The sequence below is a fragment of the Microbacterium sp. Marseille-Q6965 genome (assembly GCF_946151065.1).
In the GTDB taxonomy this organism is placed as follows: Bacteria; Actinomycetota; Actinomycetes; order Actinomycetales; family Microbacteriaceae; genus Microbacterium.
The window spans coordinates 50,517-66,771 of sequence record NZ_CAMGZA010000001.1 but is presented as its reverse complement, the minus strand read 5'-3'; the positions used below and the strand labels follow the sequence as shown (position 1 = coordinate 66,771).

The window sequence follows — 16,255 nt, the reverse complement described above, 5'->3', positions numbered from 1 at the left end:
GCGCCGCGCGATCCCGTCAGTCGAAGTGCCCGAGGATGGTGACCTCGCGGGTTGCCGCATCCCAACGTCGCAACGTTCGGGCCGTGCCGTGCAGCTCGCCGCCCACCACGCCGAGCGCGCGCTCGATGTCGCTCGTGCGAAGCCGTCGGGCGAGGGTCACGTGCGGCGTCCACGACCCGGGGGCGGTGTGCGCGGCGTCGTCGCCGGGCCCCGCGGCCTCATGCACGGCGCGGTGCAGCGCAAGCAGCTCGTCGGACGGTACGACGCTGCGCGCCAGCACGCGGCGAGCGCCGGCGCCGAACAGCAGCGGCGCGCCCAAGCGCACCTCGAATGCCGGCCGCGAGGTGACCGCCGGCGCGTCGAGCGTCGCCAACTCGGTGCGGACGAGGAGGGTGATATGGGGCCGGTTGCTGGGGGCCGTGTGCGCGGCGAGGCTTGCCAGCCCCGCCACGGCCAGCGCGGCCCACTCGGCGCGCACGGCCGCCTCCGTCTCGGCATCGAGCAGCAGCTCGACGCTGATCACCGGCGCGCGCGTCACGCTGCCGACGATAGCGCGGCAGTAACACTCGTCGAAGCCGTGGCGAGGCGGCCATCGCCTACGTAGGGTGTCCCGTAACGCGGGACGGATGACATGGGAGACGGTGGCATGTGCACAGGCGCGAACTACACCACCCGGGATCACTATTTCGGGCGCAATCTTGATCTCGAGTTTTCCTACAACGAGACGGTCACCGTGACGCCTCGGAGCTTCCCCTTCGAGTTCCGCAGAGCCGCGCCGCTTTCGACCCACCACGCCATCATCGGAATGGCGACCATCGCGGACGGGTATCCGTTGTACTACGACGCGACGAACGAGAAGGGTCTGAGCATGGCCGGGCTGAACTTCCCGGGCAACGCCGACTACAAGCCTGAAGCGCAGGACAAGACCAACGTCACCCCGTTCGAGTTCATCCCGTGGGTCCTCGGGCAGTTCGAGTCCGTGGACGAGGTGGAGACGGCTCTGGCCGGGCTGAACCTCGTCGATATCGACTTCAGCGAGACCTTCCCGCTGTCACCGCTGCACTGGATCATCTCCGACCGTCATCGGTCCCTCACCGTGGAAAGCGTCCGGGATGGCCTACAGGTGTACGACAACCCCATCGGCGTCCTCACCAACAACCCGACGTTCGATATTCAGTCGTTCAACCTGAACAACTTCATGCACCTTTCCACGCACCCGCCGGAGAGGCACTTCTCCGACGAGCTGGAGTTCGACGTCTACAGCCGTGGAATGGGCGCAATCGGTCTTCCCGGCGACCTGTCGTCTTCGTCGCGCTTCATCAAGGCCGCCTTCACCAAACTGAACTCCGTCTCGGGGGAGTCCGAGTCGGAGTCCATCAGCCAGTTCTTTCAGATCCTGGGTTCCGTCGCACAACAGCGTGGATGCGTCGAGGTCTCGCCAGGCAAGTTCGAGATCACCATCTACTCCTCGTGCTGCAACACCGACAAAGGGATCTACTACTACACGACCTACGAGAACAGTCAGGTGACGGGCGTCGACATGCACAACGAAGATCTCGACGGCAGTGCACTCGTCGACTATCCCCTGATCAAGGGACAGCAGATCCACATGCAGAACTGACCTGCCTGTTCGCGGGAGCCCGAGCGCTCATGACGTTGGCACATCGACTCGCCAGCTCGGTCCTCGCGGCCGGTGCGCAGCGGGCGCCCTCCACGCGTCATCCAGCCGGGGCGTAGATCACGACCCAGTGATCCCGTTCGGCGTCGTGCAGCATCTCGCTCTGAAAGACCTGCCATCCGCGCGTCGGGTGGTACAGGTGCTTCTCGGCGGACTGCGCGACGGACACCTCGCCCCGCGCCCAAGAGCTGCGGAAGGCCGCGCTGTTCGTCGAGAGATCGGCCAAGAGCGACCGGAGGTACTCATCCCCCGGGTATCGCGCCATCGCCGCGCGCAGCTCGGCGGCTGCCCACCGGCCGTACTCGTGTGCTCCCTTGTGCCCGAGTACGGCTCGTGCATGAGCCGTGAACCCTTGCCAGACGATGTTGCGCCGAAAGCGCCCATCGGTCGGGACGGGGCCGAGCAACTCGGTGGCGGCCGCGTTGCGCGCGACGACATCCAGCCGTCCGTCGTGAACCGTGACGGGGACGGTGTCGTCGAGGGAATGCAGCAATCGGCGCAGTCCTGGGCGCAGTTCGCTGTCGGGCGCCAGCGGCTCGGGCGGTAGCTCGCCGGCCAGTCGGAAGAAGTGGTTGCGCTCGGCGACCGTGAGGCCGACGGCTCGGGCCAGCGCGGTGAGGACCTCGCGTGACGGCCGAGGAGCACGCCCCTGTTCAAGACGGGTGTAGTACTCGACGGATATGCCCGCGGCCTCCGCCAGTTCCTGCCGACGCATCCCAGGAACGCGTCGCCGTGTCGTCGCTCCTGATGACCCCGGACCGGGAGCGGCCATCTTGTCTCGTCGGCTGCGCAAGTACGTCGCGAAGTCTGCCCTTGTCTCCGTCGGCATGGAACAAGTATGTGTCGTCGGGCGTCGACTGGCCCTGCCAATACCAGGTTGAAGAGGGCCTTCCCCTCCCCGCGGCAGCGGCGCAATGTCGCCGTAGAGCACGCCTCGTCCACGCAGGCACCGCTCACCGAACAGCAGCAGACCATCCAGAGGGAGACGCCCCGTGGCCACGAACCGCATCGCACTCATCACCGGAGCCAACCAGGGCATGGGCAAGCAGGTCGCCAAGGAGCTGGTCTCCGACGGGCTCACGGTGTATGTCGGGTCCCGCGACGTCGCGCGCGGGGAGGAGGCGGCGCGCGAGATCGGCGATGGCGCCACCGCGCTTCAGCTCGACGTGACCGACGCCGCGTCGATCGCCCGCGCCGCCAGTCGGATCGAGGAGGAGGCCGGCCGCCTCGACCTGCTCGTCAACAACGCCGCGATCTCCGGCACCCGCACCGGCGTCCAGGATCTGGCGGAACTGCGCGAGCTGGCGCAGCCCAGTGTGGTCTCGATCGATGAGGTGCGCGCCGTGTGGGATGTCAACGTCTTCGGCGTCATGGCGGTCTATCAGGCGATGCTGCCGCTGCTGCGCAAGTCGTCGGGCGGGCGCATCGTGAATGTCAGCAGTGCGCAGGGCTCGCTCACCATCATGGCCGACCCCGACTTCCCGTTGCGCAGCACGTTCGAACCGGTCTACTCGGCGTCGAAAACCGCACTCAACGCCGTGACGCTGTCCATGATGATCGAACTGGCGGCAACTGATATCAAGGTGAACCTCGTCTCGCCGGGGTTCGCCAACACCGCCCTCGTCAACTTCCAGGGCACGGAGTCGGTCGAGGACGCCTGCCGCGAGGTGGTGCGCGTCGCTCGGCTCGGGCCGGAGGGCCCGGGCGGCACCTACACCCGCTGGGAAGGCGTCGCCCTCCCCTGGTGACCGTGCGTCCATCCAACTCGCGCTGGCTTCCCGACGCGGACGCCGTCGCTCAGGCGATGGACATCGGCTGGTGGGGCGGCGGTGCCTCTTGCTCTTACACCGCACCCGATGCTGCCTGTGCAGCGCCCGTCCATCGCGTGAGTTCGGCGGACAGCGCAGCAGCAGCGTCGATCTGAATGAGATGCCCGGCGTCAGGGATCAACGTGACCGTGGCGTGGGGCATCGCGGCTTTGAGGCGTTGCGCCCGGTCGGCAGGAATCCACGTGTCCTCCGCTCCCCAGATGATGTGCACGGGCTCGGTGATGCTGCCGAAGAGCGGTTCAATCTCCGTCGTGAAGGACTCGTCTGCTTGCGCGATCTGACGGTAGAACGCCGCCTGACCAGCTGGTCCGGTCCACGGCTCGACGAGCATTCGGAGGTCAGCGGCTTGGAGGCCCCGGTGGCTGGCGCCACTGATGTATGCCTCCACCGCGCCGCGGTGTATCGCAGGCGGGAGCTGTTCGAAGACGCTCGCGTTTGCCTTGACGAGATTGAAGAAGGGTGAGCCCCAGGGAGCGAGCGCGACCACGTCGGTCAGGCACAACGAGGCGTACGCAGCGTTATGGAGAAGACGCGCTCGGAGCGCGACGGCCCCACCGAAATCGTGGGCGATGACGTGGGGGCGCGCGAGCCCCCAATGTTCAAGGAGTGCCGCGAACAGTTCCCCCTGCACGCCGAGGTCGACTCGATGAGACGGCTCCTTGGATGACGCCCCATACCCGGGCATGTCCCACAGATACACGGTGAACGTCTTCGCCAGCGCGTCTGCGATGGGACGCCACAGCTGCGACGACCAGGGTGTGCCGTGGAGGAACACGAGCGCGGGACCGTTGCCGGAACGATCCCAGCGGACAGTCCGCCCGCGCCAGGAGAACTCCTGAGTCAAGAGCGATGCCATCTCTCGATCCTTCCAGTTTCGGCACCCGGGCCGTCCTGTCGGCCAGCCGCGGGCGGCTGCACCGCCAAAGGAGGGAAAGTGGGGATCGATACCGCTCGAAGGACGCGGCGAAAACAGAAAATCCCCGGCTGACCGGGGATTTTGTGGACCTGAGGGGACTCGAACCCCTGACCCCCTGCATGCCATGCAGGTGCGCTACCAGCTGCGCCACAGGCCCAGATGTCATCCGGTAGAAGCCCCGGACAACTCATTCAGCTTACAACATGCTCCGCGAGGCGAGAAATCGGCTCACTCCCCGGGCGTGCCGAGCACGGGGCGCTCGGGCAGCGTGATCGGAACGACCGGGCAGTCCTTCCACAGGCGCTCCAGCGCGTAGTACGCACGCTCCTCCTGGTGGAACACGTGCACGACGAGGTCGCCGAAGTCGAGCAGGATCCAGCGCGACTCCTGGCGACCCTCACGACGGATGCGCTTGAAGCCGCCCTCGTGCAGCTTGTCCTCGATCTCATCCGCGATCGCGGCGACGTTGCGCTCATTGCGGCCGGTGACGAGGAGGAAGACATCGACGAGCGGCAGCGGCTCGGAGACGTCGAGCGCGACGAGGTCGTCCCCGCCCTTCGCATCGGCCGCCTCGGCGGCCAGCTGCAGCATCTGGAGGGACGTGGGGGTGGGGCTCAACCGAAAACTCCTGTCGCGAATGCGTAGATGATGACGCCGACGAGGGCGGCGCCCAGGCCGCCCGCCGTGATGCCGAGGGTCAGCATCAGGCCGTGGTTCTTCTCGCGGGCGGGCGGGCGGATGACGTCTCCCGGCGCCTTCGAAGTGCTCACGGCGGCGCTCGCCGAGATCGGCGTGGGCGACGAGTGCAGCGGGATCTCGCCGTCGAGCAGCGTCGCGTCGACGTCCTTGCCGTCCGTCGTGCCGGCGGCGGCGCCGCGCGATGCGAGGCCCGTGGGCAGCACGTGGGAACTCGTGATCAGCAGCTCGCCCGTCGCGGTGACGGGAGCGCTGAGCGATGCCGTTCCCGGCATGTCGTGCAGGATCAGCGAGGTGCCGGTGGCTGTCGAGCCACCCGCGTCGAGCGAGCGCTGGAACGCCTCGGCGAACACCTCGTCGGCGTCGATCGCGGCGGCATCCTCCGCGCCGGTGGTCGCGGTGGCCTTCGTCTCGCGGCGGTGCAGCGCTTCGCGCTCGGCGGCCTCACGCTCGAGGCGCTGCCGTTCCTCCGCCTGCTGGAAGACGGCCGCGCCGAACGCCGCGCCGACCTTCGGGCCGTCGTCCTTCGCGCCCGCGTCCGCGGGAGCGGGCTGCGCAGGCTCGGGGACGGACCGCGCGGGCTCGGCGGCCTCCGACTCCGGCCGGACCGGCGCGGGCTGCACGGGAGCGGCGGGCTTCGCGGGCGCCGGGGCGAGGCGATCCGTCAGACGATCCTCGCTCGGCGGGGCGGCCTGCGTCGGCACGGCGTCCGCGAACCCGGCTGGCAGTTCGACGGCGGGCGGTTCGGGCGCCGTCTCGACCGCGGCGGACGCCTCGCCGTCCGTGACCGGTACGGAGTTGGTCCGCAGGGTGCGCGCCTGACGCCGTGTGAGTGGCCGCCCGCCGCTCTGCTCCTGCGACGTGCTCTCACCTTGGGCGGGCGCATCCTGCGCGGGCTCGTACGGCGTCGCGGTCTCGACCGCTTCGGGCTCCGGCGCGGGCGTCGGCCTGCGCTCCTCGTCGCGCTTCGGCGCTGCCGCGGCGGGCTTGTCGTCGGCGGTGGCCGGCTGGCCCTGCTGCACGGGCGTCGCGCCAGGCACGACCACGGGCAGCTGACCCGTCATGCGCAGCTCTTTCAGCTGGCGACGGGTGAGGGGACGCTCCGGGGTGCTCATTCGCTGCTCCGATACAGGTGATGCTTCGCGATGTACTGCACGACGCCATCGGGAACGAGATACCAGACAGGGAACCCGCGTCGCACGCGGTCTCGGCAGTCGCTCGACGAGATGGCGAGGGCGGGAATCTCGAGACGACTCACGTCGTCGGTCGGCAGGCCCTCGATGTCGAGCACGTGGCCCGGGCGCGAGACGGCGACGAAGTGGGCGAGATCCCACAGTTCATCATGGTCTCTCCAGCTGAGAATCTGCGCTACGGCGTCCGCCCCGGTGATGAAGTAGAGCTCGGCGTCGGGCCGTTCCGCCTTCAGGTCGCGCAGCGTGTCGACCGTGTACGTCGGGCCTTCGCGGTCGACGTCCACCCGGCTCACCGTGAAGCTGGGGTTCGAGGCGGTGGCGATCACCGTCATCTCGTACCGTGCCTGCGCGGGTGAGACGGCCTCCTTGTGCGACGGCTGTCCCGTCGGCACGAACACGACCTCGTCGAGCCCGAACGACTGCGCGACCTCACTCGCGGCGACGAGGTGACCGTGGTGGATGGGGTCGAACGTGCCGCCCATCACCCCGATCCGCGGCGCGCGGTTCTGCTCGGTCACCGCACCCCGACCTAGTGGCCGTGTCCCTCGTGCGAGGTCGCTCGCTCGACCTTGTCCGCGTGGCGATTGGCGACGTTGCGGTACGAGAAGGCCACGAGACCCAGAACGGCGAAGACGGCGGCGGCAACGATGCCGTAAGGAAGGGTCTCCAGCGCGACGTTTCCGTGTTCTTCGGTCTCGGCGAGGACCGCAAGAGCGGCGGGGAAGTTCATCCTGACTCCGTTTCGGTGCGTGGTCTCCCTAGCCTACCGCTCAGGCGCGCACCTGCCCGGCACCGCGCACGAGCCACTTCGTGCTCGTCAGCTCGGCCAGTCCCATCGGGCCGCGCGCGTGCAGCTTCTGCGTCGAGATGCCCAGCTCCGCTCCGAAGCCGAACTCGCCGCCGTCGCTGAAACGCGTCGAGGCGTTCGCCATGACCACGGCCGAATCGACCTCGCGCAGGAAGCGCTCGGCGTTGCGCTGGTCGGTCGTGATGATCGACTCGGTGTGGCCTGTGGAGTACCGCCGAATGTGAGCCATCGCGTCGTCGAGGGTGTCGACCACGCGGATCGCGATCTCGAGCGCCAGATACTCCGTGGCCCAGTCCTCCTCGGTGGCCGGGACGACGTCGCCGGCGAGGGCACGAACCGTTTCGTCGCCGTGGATCGTGACGCCGTGCTCACGCAGGGCGGCGACCACGACCGGGACGAGGCGCTCGGCCGCCTGGCGCAGCACGAGCACGGTCTCGACCGCATTGCAGACACTGGGCCGCTGCACCTTGGCGTTCACGACGATGTCTCGCGCCCAGTCCTCCGGCGCCGACTCGTCCAGCACGATGTGCACGACGCCCGCGCCCGTCTCGATGACGGGCACCGTCGACTCGGTGACGACGGTCTCGATCAGGCCCGCGCTGCCGCGAGGCACGAGCACGTCGACGAAGCCACGACCGTGCATGAGCGCCTTCGCACCCTCGCGACCGAAGTCATCGACCGACTGCACCGCGTCCGCCCCGACGCCCGCCGCCGCGAGGGCGCCGCGCATGGCATCGATGAGCGCCGTGTTGCTCTCGCGCGCTGCGCTCCCACCGCGCAGCACGACCGCGTTGCCCGAGCGCAGCGCGAGCGCGGCGATGTCGACCGTCACGTTCGGCCGCGCCTCGTAGATGGCACCCACGACGCCGAACGGCACGCGCACCTCCTCGAGCGCCGCTCCCGCGGGCATCCGATGTCCGCGCACGACCTGACCGATCGGGTCGGGCAGCGCCGCGATCTCGCGCACGGCCGACGCGAGCGCGGCGATTCGCCGCTCGTCGAGCGCAAGCCGGTCGAGCAGCCCCTCGGTCAGCCCCTCGTCGCGGCTCCGCTCGAGGTCGGCGGCGTTCGCGGCGAGGATCCGGTCCTGCGCCGCGAGGAGCCCGTCGGCCATCGCGTGCAGCGCGGCGGCCTTCTCGTCGCTCGTCAGCCGCGCCGTATGCCGCGCCGCCTCCTTCGCGCGGACGAGGCGATCCTGCACCGTGTCGACGGGCGCCGTGCTGCCGGGAACGAGGGTCTGACTCATCGGGCCAGTGTATCGACGGGGCCGGTGAGCGCGGCGTTCGCGACGTCTGCCGGTTCGAACCACGTGCCCACCTCGTCGCCCGCCAGCGCCTCGGCGACCAGGTCGGCGCTCGTCACGAGCACGCCGATGCCGGCGCCGGCGGCAAGCCTCGCGGCCGACGCCTTGGTCGACGCTCCCCCGGTGCCGACGCTGTTCACGATCGTCGATCCGAACTCCACGTCGCGCAGGTCCTGCCCGAAGGCGATCGTGTCGATCCGCTCCGCGCCCGGCTCGGTCGGCGGCTTCGTGTACAGCGAGTCGACGTCGCTCAGCAGCACGAGGGCGTCGGCGCCGACGAGGCGCGCCACGAGTGCGGCGAGCCGGTCGTTGTCGCCGAAGCGGATCTCGTGGGTTGCGACCGTGTCGTTCTCGTTCACGATCGGCAGGATGCGCAGACCCAGCAGCCGCTCGATCGCACGACGCGCGTTGCTGCGCGGCACCGCGTCGTCCAGGTCGCCCGCGGTCAGCAGCACCTGGCCCGCGACGATGCCGAAGGGCCGCAGCGCCTCCTGGTAGCGGTACACGAGGATGTTCTGCCCCACCGCCGCCGCGGCCTGCTGCGTGGCCAGATCGGTGGGCCGAGAGTCGAGCCCGAGGAAAGGCATCCCCGTCGCGATCGCGCCGGAGGAGACCAGCAGCACCTCGGCGCCGCGCCCGTGCGCCTCGGCGAGGGCGTAGACGAGCTTGGGGATGCGCCACGACGACGTGCCGCTGATCGATGACGACCCCACCTTGACGACGATCCGTCGCGCGGTGGGCAGATCGGCTCGCACCCTGGCGGTCACCTCGGTCAGTCCTCCTCGTCGTCGCGACGTGCCAGACGTCGCGCCTCTTCCTCGGCACGCTCCGCGGCGCGCGCGTCCATGACGGCGTGGTAGCGCTCGCGACGCTCCGTCGTGGTGCGCCGACGGTTGTCGGCAAGACGCGGATCGGTGCCGCGCGGGGCGGCGACCAGCTCGGCGGCCGAGCTGATGGCCGGATCCCAGTCGAACACGACGCTGTCGCCCTCGCCGATCAGCACGGTGGCACCCGGCACCGCGCCGGCCTTGAACAGGGCGTCCTCGACGCCCAGCTTCTCGAGCCGGTCGGCGAGGAAGCCCACGGCCTCCTCGTTCGTGAAATCGGTCTGCTGCACCCAGCGCACCGGCTTTTCGCCGAGGATGCGGTACACGTTGCCGTAGGTGCCGCCCTCCACACGGATCTCGAACTCCTTCTCGGATCCGCGGGGCCGGATCACGACACGCTCGCGCGGCGGTGCCGGCGGCTGCGCCTTCCTATGCTCCTCGATGATCTCGCCGAGGGCGAAGGTCAGCTCGCGCAGGCCTTGGCGCGCCACCGTCGAGATCTCGAACACGCGGTAGCCGCGGGCTTCCAGGTCGGGCCGGACGAACTCGGCCAGCTCACGCGCCTCGGGCACGTCGGTCTTGTTGAGCGCGATCAGCTGCGGGCGCTCGAGCAGCGGCACCTGCCCCTCGGGCACGGGATAGGCCGCGAGCTCGGCGAGGATGACGTCGAGGTCGCTGATCGGGTCGCGTCCCGGCTCGAGCGTGGCGCAGTCCAGCACGTGCACGAGCGCCGTGCAGCGCTCCACGTGTCGCAGGAACTCCAGGCCCAGACCGCGTCCCTCGCTCGCTCCCTCGATCAGGCCGGGCACGTCCGCCACGGTGAAACGGGCATCACCGGCCTGCACGACACCCAGATTGGGGTGCAGGGTGGTGAAGGGGTAGTCGGCGATCTTCGGCCGCGCGGCCGAGAGAGCGGCGATCAGGCTGGACTTGCCGGCCGAGGGGAAGCCGACGAGCGCCACATCGGCCACGGTCTTCAGCTCGAGGACGACATCGCCCTCCCAGCCGGGCGTGCCGAGCAGGGCGAAGCCGGGGGCCTTGCGCTTGGGCGACGCGAGCGCCGCGTTGCCGAGGCCCCCCTTGCCACCGGGCGCGACCACGAAGCGCATGCCCGGCTCGACCATGTCGACGAGCACCTCGCCGCTGGGGTCCTTCACGACGGTGCCGACCGGTACGGGCAGCTCGAGGTCCTCGCCCTGGGCGCCCGCGCGCATGTCGCCCATGCCGAAGCCGCCGTTGCCGGCGGAGCGGTGCGGCGAGTGGTGGTAGCTCAGCAGTGTGGTCGTCTGCGGGTCGGCGACGAGGATGATGTCCCCGCCGTCGCCGCCGTTGGCCCCGTCGGGCCCGGCGAGCGGCTTGAACTTCTCACGCCGCACCGACACGCAGCCGTTCCCGCCTTTGCCGGCGCGGAGGTGCAGCGTGACCTCGTCGACGAACGTGACCATGTTCCTGCCTTCGATCCTGACGCCGGCACCGGCTGCGCCGGCGCCCTCGCGTCCTCACTGTATGTTCACCGACCAGCGGCCGCTGAATGCGGGAACGGGGCGAGCCGAAGCTCGCCCCGTTCCGGAAAAACTCCTCGCGTCTGCGAGATCACTCGCCCGCGACGATGTTGACGACCTTGCGGCCGCCCTTGTTGCCGAACTCGACCGCGCCCGCGGCGAGGGCGAACAGCGTGTCGTCGCCACCGCGGCCGACGTTGACGCCCGGGTGGAAGTGCGTGCCGCGCTGACGGACGAGGATCTCGCCCGCGTTGACGACCTGCCCGCCGAAGCGCTTCACGCCCAGTCGCTGGGCGTTGGAGTCGCGACCGTTACGGGTGGAGCTTGCGCCCTTCTTGTGTGCCATTTCGCTGAACCCTTCCGCGCTTACTTGATGCCGGTGATCTTGACGCGCGTGAGGTCCTGACGGTGGCCCTGGCGCTTCTTGTAGCCGGTCTTGTTCTTGTACTTCTGGATGACGATCTTCGGACCGCGCAGGTCCTTCACGACCTCGGCCGTGACCTTGACCTTCGCCAGCTTCTTCGCGTCGGTCTCGACCTTGTCGCCGTCCACGAACAGCACGGCGGGGAGCTCGATGGTCTCGCCCGCGGCCGCCTGCACACGGTTGAGCTGAATCACCGAGCCGACCTCGACCTTCTCCTGACGGCCGCCGGCGCGCACGACTGCGTAAACCACTTCACACCTTGTTTCATTAGGGAGAACCCGGATCGTCGGGTCTCCGGATCTCTCACGGGAAGACTTCGCTTGCATTCGCTGGTTGCGAGTGCGTCTGCAAGACTTTCGTCGCCGCACTGCTTGAGCACGCGACAGGGGACGCACCAACCGTCTACTTTACCCGATCCCCTGCCCATCCGGCAAAAGCGCCGCTCGGCGCGTCCTTCACGCCGCTGCCGCCGTAGGCTCGAGGGCGTGGCGATACTCGTGGACAGCCCGATCTGGCCGGCTCACGGCCGACTCTGGGCGCACCTGGTGAGCGACGCCGACCTGGACGAGCTGCATGACTTCGCCGCCACCCACGGCGTCCCGGCGCGCGCCTTCGACCTCGACCACTACGACGTGCCCGCCGACGCCGTCGACCGGCTCGTGGCCGGCGGGGCGCTGCGCGTCACCGGCCGCGAGCTCGTGCGGCGGCTGCAGGCCTCGGGCCTCCGCGTCTCGCAGCGGGAGCGACGCGGGCTCTGAGCCCGCGTCGCTCCCGCTCCGGCCGCTCACTCCGCGGGCGGGACGACCGGGTTGACCGACACCGCGGTGCCCGTGAGGGCGGCCGTGGTGACGCGGCGGCTGCGGTTGCGGCCCTGACCCGGCGCCTTCGGCTCGGGAAGCGCGCTGAGCACTGAGTCGAGCAGCTGCTGCGCCTCGGTCGTCGGCGCCGCGGGGCGCTCCGCGCGCTCCGGCCGTTCCGCGCGCTCCGCACGCTTGCGGCGCTTGCGCGGGCGCTCTTCGCCGCCCTCCGAGCGCGAGCTGTCGGCCCGTGGGCCCTCCGGCAGCTCGATCGCGATGTCCGGGGTGACCTTGGTCGGCTCCGCGGGCGCGGCCGACGGAGCGGCGATCGTCGAGGCGGCGATCTGCGCGAGCGCCGACTTCACGCCCTCCGTGATGACGTGCGTGGTCGCCGATGCACCCGAGGCCGCCGCCGGCGCCCCGGGGGACGAACCGCCGTTGCCGCGCGAGCGCCGGTTGGACCCGCCGTTGCCCCCGTTGCCCCCGTTGCCCGACGGGCGGTGCTTCACGACGGGATCGTGGTGCACGATGAGGCCCCGACCGGCGCAGACGTCGCAGGGCTCGCTGAAGGTCTCGAGCAGGCCGAGGCCGAGCTTCTTGCGCGTCATCTGCACGAGGCCGAGCGAGGTCACCTCGGCGACCTGGTGCTTCGTGCGGTCGCGGCTGAGGCATTCGACGAGGCGTCGCAGCACGAGGTCGCGGTTCGACTCGAGCACCATGTCGATGAAGTCGACCACGATGATGCCGCCGATGTCGCGCAGGCGCAGCTGGCGCACGATCTCCTCGGCTGCCTCGAGGTTGTTCTTCGTGACGGTCTCCTCGAGGTTGCCGCCCGAGCCCACGAACTTGCCCGTGTTCACGTCGACGACGGTCATGGCCTCGGTGCGGTCGATCACGAGCGAGCCGCCCGAGGGCAGCCACACCTTGCGGTCCAGGGCCTTCTCGATCTGCTCCGTGATGCGGAACTCGTCGAACGGGTCCCGCTCCCCCTCGTAGCGTTCCACGCGCTCCAGCAGGTCCGGCGCCACCTGCTCGAGGTACGTCGTGATCGTGCTGTACGCGTCGTCGCCCTGGATGAGCATCTTCGTGAAGTCCTCGTTGAAGACGTCGCGGACGATCTTCACGAGCAGATCGGGCTCGCTGTGCAGCAGGCTCGGGGCGTTGCCCTTCTCGACCTTCTGCTGGATGTGCGCCCACTGGGCCGTGAGGCGGTTGACATCGCGGGTGAGCTGCTCCTCTGTGGCGCCCTCGGCAGCCGTGCGGACGATGACGCCGGAGGACTCGGGCAGCACCTCCTTGAGGATCTTCTTCAGACGCGACCGTTCGGTGTCGGGCAGCTTGCGCGAGATCCCGTTCATGGCACCGCCGGGCACGTACACGAGGTAACGGCCCGGGAGCGAGATCTGGCTCGTCAGACGCGCGCCCTTGTGCCCCACCGGGTCCTTCGTCACCTGCACGAGCACCTTGTCGCCCGGCTTGAGCGCGAGCTCGATGCGGCGGGGCTGGTTGCCGGTCTCGACGGCGTCCCAATCCACCTCGCCCGAGTAGAGCACGGCGTTGCGGCCTCGGCCGATGTCGACGAACGCGGCCTCCATGCTGGGCAGCACGTTCTGAACGCGACCGAGGTAGACGTTGCCGATGAGCGACGCGTCCTGGTTGCGTGCCACGTAGTGCTCGACGAGCACCTTGTCCTCGAGCACCGCGATCTGCACGCGACCCGACTTGGAGCGCACGACCATCTGGCGATCGACCGCCTCGCGGCGTGCCAGGAACTCGGCCTCGGTGACGACGGGGCGGCGGCGACCGGCCTCACGACCGTCCCTGCGACGCTGCTTCTTGGCCTCGAGCCGCGTGGAGCCCTTGATCTTCTGCGGCTCGGTGATCACCTCGACCGGCCGCGACGGGCGCTCGGGGGCGGCGCCGCCGTTGCCGTTGCGACGACGGCGACGACCGCGACCCCGCGCCGAACCGGCGTCCTGGTCGTCCTGGTCGTCCTCCTCCTCCGCGTCGGGCAGCTCCAGCGCCGGCAACGGCGTGATCTCGGGCGCGTAGAAGTGCAGCGCCGTCGACACCTGTGAGACGAAGTTCTCGGGCAGCAGCCCCAGGCTCACGGCGGTCACAGGCTGCGGGGTCGGCTCCTCGGCGTCCTCCGCCTCGGCCTGCGCGGGCTCCTCGGCGGCCGGCTCGCCATCCTTCGCGGCCGACTCGGGGTCCTCCGTCTTCACCTCCGGCGGCGCGTCGACCGACTCCCCCGCGGGCGCAGCCTCGACCGCCGGCTCGACCTGCGCGGTCTCCTCGACCGGCTCCGCCGTCTCGGCGGGCGTCTCGCCCGCCTCGGCGGACTCTTCCCGCTCCGAAGCCTCATCGAGGGCCGGCTCGGCCGGCTGCTCCTGCTCGGGAGCCCCCTCAGCCATCTCCGGCGTCTCCGCCTCGGACGCGCGCTGCGGCGCCCCGGCCTCCTCGTCCTGCGGTGTCGGTTCGGCTACGCCGTCGGCGCCTTTCGGCTCGAGGGTGCTGTTGCGGTCATCGAATTCACTGTTCTCATCAGCCATCGCTGGCGTACTCCCTGCGGGCGGACATCCGCGCGTCGCCCGGAAATCTCGTGCGGCACCTGGATGCCGCGAACTCACTCGGTGTTGCGACCGGCGCACTGCTCTGGTCGCGCGAGGCAGTCATCGCCTCGAAGTCTTCTCTGTCAGGGGCGGTTCGCGGCGCGGCCGCGGATTGCACCTTGCTGGCCATTATCGCACTGTTCGCCCCACAACGCCGTCGCGGGGCCGTGTCGCGACCGCCGCGACTCCCCCGACGGCCCCGTCGCGCAACGGATCCGTTCATGCGGCGATGCGAGAATGCCCCCATGGCAACGCCCCGCACCCGACCCACCGCTCTTGCCGTCTGGCTCATGCTCGCCGGGGCGATCGGCTGGTGGGCCGCCTTCTCGCTCACCATGGAGCGATTCGAGCAACTGGAGAATCCCGGTGCCGGTGCCGGCTGCGACTTCAGCGTGCTCGTGCAGTGCAGCGCCAACCTCGGATCGTGGCAGGGCTCGGCCTTCGGCTTCCCGAACCCGATCCTCGGCATCACCGGCTGGGTCGCCCCGCTCGTGGTCGGCGCCGCGCTCCTCGCGGGCGCACGGTTCGCCCGCTGGTTCTGGCTCCTCTTCGCCGCCGGCATGACGTTCGCGTTCGGCTTCGTGGTGTGGCTGATCTCGCAGAGCATCTTCGAGCTGCACACGCTGTGCCCGTGGTGCATGGTCACCTGGGTCGTGACGATCCCGTCGTTCTACGCCGTGCTGCTGCACATCATCCGCATCGGCGCGCTGCCGCTCCCCCGTGCGGCGCAGAAGGCCGCGGACCGCATGATGAGCTGGCTGCCCCTGCTCGCGGTCGCCAGCTACGCCGTCATCGCCGTGATCGCGCAGTTGCGCCTGAACGTGCTCGCGACCTTCGTCTGACGCGGAAGGCGCGGGCCCCCTGAGGGTACCCGCGCCTTCCGGACGGACGGGTCGGCGTCACTCGTCGTTCTCGAGCTCCGCGAGCACCTCGGGTGCGACGTCGATGTTCGTGTAGACGTTCTGCACGTCGTCGCTGTCCTCGAGCGCGTCGATGAGGCGGAACACCTTGCGAGCCGTCTCGGCGTCGGCCGGGACCTTGACGTTCGCGACGAACTCCGCGTCGGCCGACTCGTACTCGATCCCCGCCTCCTGCAGGGCCGTGCGCACCGCGACGAGATCGCTCGCCTCGGTGACCACCTCGAAGCCCTGCGGATGCGGCTCGATCTCCTGCGCGCCCGCTTCCAGGGCGGCGAGCATCACGTCGTCCTCGGTGGTGCCCTCACCCGAGACGACGATGACGCCCTTGCGCTCGAAGTTGAACGAGACGCTGCCCGGGTCGGCCATGTTGCCGCCGTTGCGCGTGACGGCCGTGCGCACCTCGGCGGCCGCGCGGTTCTTGTTGTCGGTGAGGCACTCGATCAGCATCGCCACCCCGCCGGGGGCGTAGCACTCGTACATGATCGTCGTGTAGTCGACCGCCTCGCCACCGATGCCGGCGCCGCGCTTGATGGCGCGCTCGATGTTGTCCTTGGGGACGGAGGTCTTCTTGGCCTTCAGCACGGCGTCGAAGAGCGTGGGGTTGCCCGACTCGTCGGGGCCGCCGAGCCGCGCCGCCACCTCGATGTTCTTGATGAGCTTCGCCCACGACTTCGCGCGCTTGGCGTCGATGACCGCCTTCTTGTGCTTCGTGGTGGCCCACTTGGAATGCCCGGACATGAAACTCCCGAT

The 16,255-nt window shown here is 69.7% G+C and carries 18 protein-coding genes and 1 tRNA gene; 4 read left to right on the top strand and 15 right to left on the bottom strand.

What is annotated here, in order from left to right:
* Positions 1-16: 16 nt before the first annotated feature.
* Positions 17-538 carry a 2'-5' RNA ligase family protein gene (locus N8N77_RS00345; protein ID WP_261163806.1) on the bottom strand — a complete coding sequence of 174 codons (522 nt, stop codon included), beginning with the start codon at positions 536-538 and terminating at the stop codon, positions 17-19.
* A 108-nt stretch (positions 539-646) separates the two neighbouring features.
* Here N8N77_RS00345 and bsh point away from each other — a divergent pair, with 108 nt between their 5' ends.
* Complete coding sequence (gene bsh, locus N8N77_RS00340; protein WP_261165570.1) at positions 647-1,621, top strand: choloylglycine hydrolase; 975 nt, start codon at positions 647-649, stop codon at positions 1,619-1,621.
* 97 nt (positions 1,622-1,718) lie between these two features.
* Here bsh and N8N77_RS00335 read toward each other — a convergent pair whose 3' ends face one another.
* Positions 1,719-2,507: a helix-turn-helix domain-containing protein gene (locus N8N77_RS00335; RefSeq protein ID WP_261163805.1), complete on the bottom strand. Its 789-nt coding sequence runs from the start codon at positions 2,505-2,507 to the stop codon at positions 1,719-1,721.
* Positions 2,508-2,670: 163 nt separating this feature from the next.
* Between N8N77_RS00335 and N8N77_RS00330 the strand changes: the two genes are divergently transcribed.
* Complete coding sequence (locus N8N77_RS00330; protein ID WP_261163804.1) at positions 2,671-3,426, top strand: SDR family NAD(P)-dependent oxidoreductase; 756 nt, start codon at positions 2,671-2,673, stop codon at positions 3,424-3,426.
* Between the two features lie 94 nt (positions 3,427-3,520).
* Here the strand turns inward: N8N77_RS00330 and N8N77_RS00325 are convergent, their stop codons facing one another.
* The 11 genes from N8N77_RS00325 to rplU all read right to left on the bottom strand — a co-directional run bounded on the left by N8N77_RS00325 (position 3,521) and on the right by rplU (position 11,427).
* Positions 3,521-4,363: an alpha/beta fold hydrolase gene (locus tag N8N77_RS00325; RefSeq protein ID WP_261163803.1), complete on the bottom strand. Its 843-nt coding sequence runs from the start codon at positions 4,361-4,363 to the stop codon at positions 3,521-3,523.
* A gap of 144 nt (positions 4,364-4,507) precedes the next feature.
* Positions 4,508-4,580, bottom strand: a tRNA-Ala gene (locus N8N77_RS00320).
* A 71-nt stretch (positions 4,581-4,651) separates the two neighbouring features.
* Positions 4,652-5,014 (bottom strand): ribosome silencing factor, encoded by a 363-nt coding sequence (rsfS, locus tag N8N77_RS00315; protein ID WP_396652792.1) that lies wholly within the window; start codon positions 5,012-5,014, stop codon positions 4,652-4,654.
* Between the two features lie 23 nt (positions 5,015-5,037).
* On the bottom strand, positions 5,038-6,234 hold the full coding sequence (locus tag N8N77_RS00310) for a hypothetical protein (protein ID WP_261163801.1): 1,197 nt from the start codon (positions 6,232-6,234) through the stop codon (positions 5,038-5,040).
* The gene (nadD, locus tag N8N77_RS00305) at positions 6,231-6,830 is read right to left on the bottom strand and encodes a nicotinate-nucleotide adenylyltransferase (RefSeq protein WP_261163800.1); all 600 of its coding nucleotides are present in this window, start codon (positions 6,828-6,830) and stop codon (positions 6,231-6,233) included. Before nadD ends, N8N77_RS00310 begins: the two co-directional genes overlap by 4 nt.
* 11 nt (positions 6,831-6,841) lie before the next feature.
* Positions 6,842-7,042, bottom strand: a complete 201-nt coding sequence (locus N8N77_RS00300) for a hypothetical protein (protein ID WP_261163798.1) — start codon at positions 7,040-7,042, stop codon at positions 6,842-6,844.
* 40 nt (positions 7,043-7,082) lie between these two features.
* Complete coding sequence (locus tag N8N77_RS00295) at positions 7,083-8,366, bottom strand: glutamate-5-semialdehyde dehydrogenase (protein WP_261163797.1); 1,284 nt, start codon at positions 8,364-8,366, stop codon at positions 7,083-7,085.
* A complete protein-coding gene (proB, locus tag N8N77_RS00290; protein WP_261163796.1) occupies positions 8,363-9,190 on the bottom strand; it encodes a glutamate 5-kinase in 828 nt (275 codons plus the stop codon). The genes N8N77_RS00295 and proB overlap by 4 nt, the downstream gene beginning before the upstream one ends.
* 5 nt (positions 9,191-9,195) lie before the next feature.
* Entirely contained in the window at positions 9,196-10,695 is a 1,500-nt protein-coding gene (gene obgE / locus N8N77_RS00285; RefSeq protein ID WP_261163795.1) for a GTPase ObgE, read from the bottom strand.
* Positions 10,696-10,843: 148 nt separating this feature from the next.
* Positions 10,844-11,098: a 50S ribosomal protein L27 gene (gene rpmA / locus N8N77_RS00280; protein ID WP_261163794.1), complete on the bottom strand. Its 255-nt coding sequence runs from the start codon at positions 11,096-11,098 to the stop codon at positions 10,844-10,846.
* A 20-nt stretch (positions 11,099-11,118) separates the two neighbouring features.
* Positions 11,119-11,427: a 50S ribosomal protein L21 gene (gene rplU, locus N8N77_RS00275; RefSeq protein ID WP_261163792.1), complete on the bottom strand. Its 309-nt coding sequence runs from the start codon at positions 11,425-11,427 to the stop codon at positions 11,119-11,121.
* A gap of 234 nt (positions 11,428-11,661) precedes the next feature.
* On the opposite strand from rplU, the gene N8N77_RS00270 reads away from it, so the two are divergent.
* Entirely contained in the window at positions 11,662-11,934 is a 273-nt protein-coding gene (locus N8N77_RS00270; protein ID WP_261163791.1) for a DUF4031 domain-containing protein, read from the top strand.
* A gap of 26 nt (positions 11,935-11,960) precedes the next feature.
* Here the strand turns inward: N8N77_RS00270 and N8N77_RS00265 are convergent, their stop codons facing one another.
* Positions 11,961-14,525 (bottom strand): Rne/Rng family ribonuclease, encoded by a 2,565-nt coding sequence (locus N8N77_RS00265; RefSeq protein ID WP_261163790.1) that lies wholly within the window; start codon positions 14,523-14,525, stop codon positions 11,961-11,963.
* Between the two features lie 305 nt (positions 14,526-14,830).
* Here N8N77_RS00265 and N8N77_RS00260 point away from each other — a divergent pair, with 305 nt between their 5' ends.
* Positions 14,831-15,427 carry a vitamin K epoxide reductase family protein gene (locus tag N8N77_RS00260; protein ID WP_261163789.1) on the top strand — a complete coding sequence of 199 codons (597 nt, stop codon included), beginning with the start codon at positions 14,831-14,833 and terminating at the stop codon, positions 15,425-15,427.
* A gap of 57 nt (positions 15,428-15,484) precedes the next feature.
* On the opposite strand, the gene N8N77_RS00255 is transcribed toward N8N77_RS00260, so the two are convergent.
* Complete coding sequence (locus N8N77_RS00255) at positions 15,485-16,243, bottom strand: YebC/PmpR family DNA-binding transcriptional regulator (RefSeq protein ID WP_261163788.1); 759 nt, start codon at positions 16,241-16,243, stop codon at positions 15,485-15,487.
* Positions 16,244-16,255 lie beyond the last annotated feature (12 nt).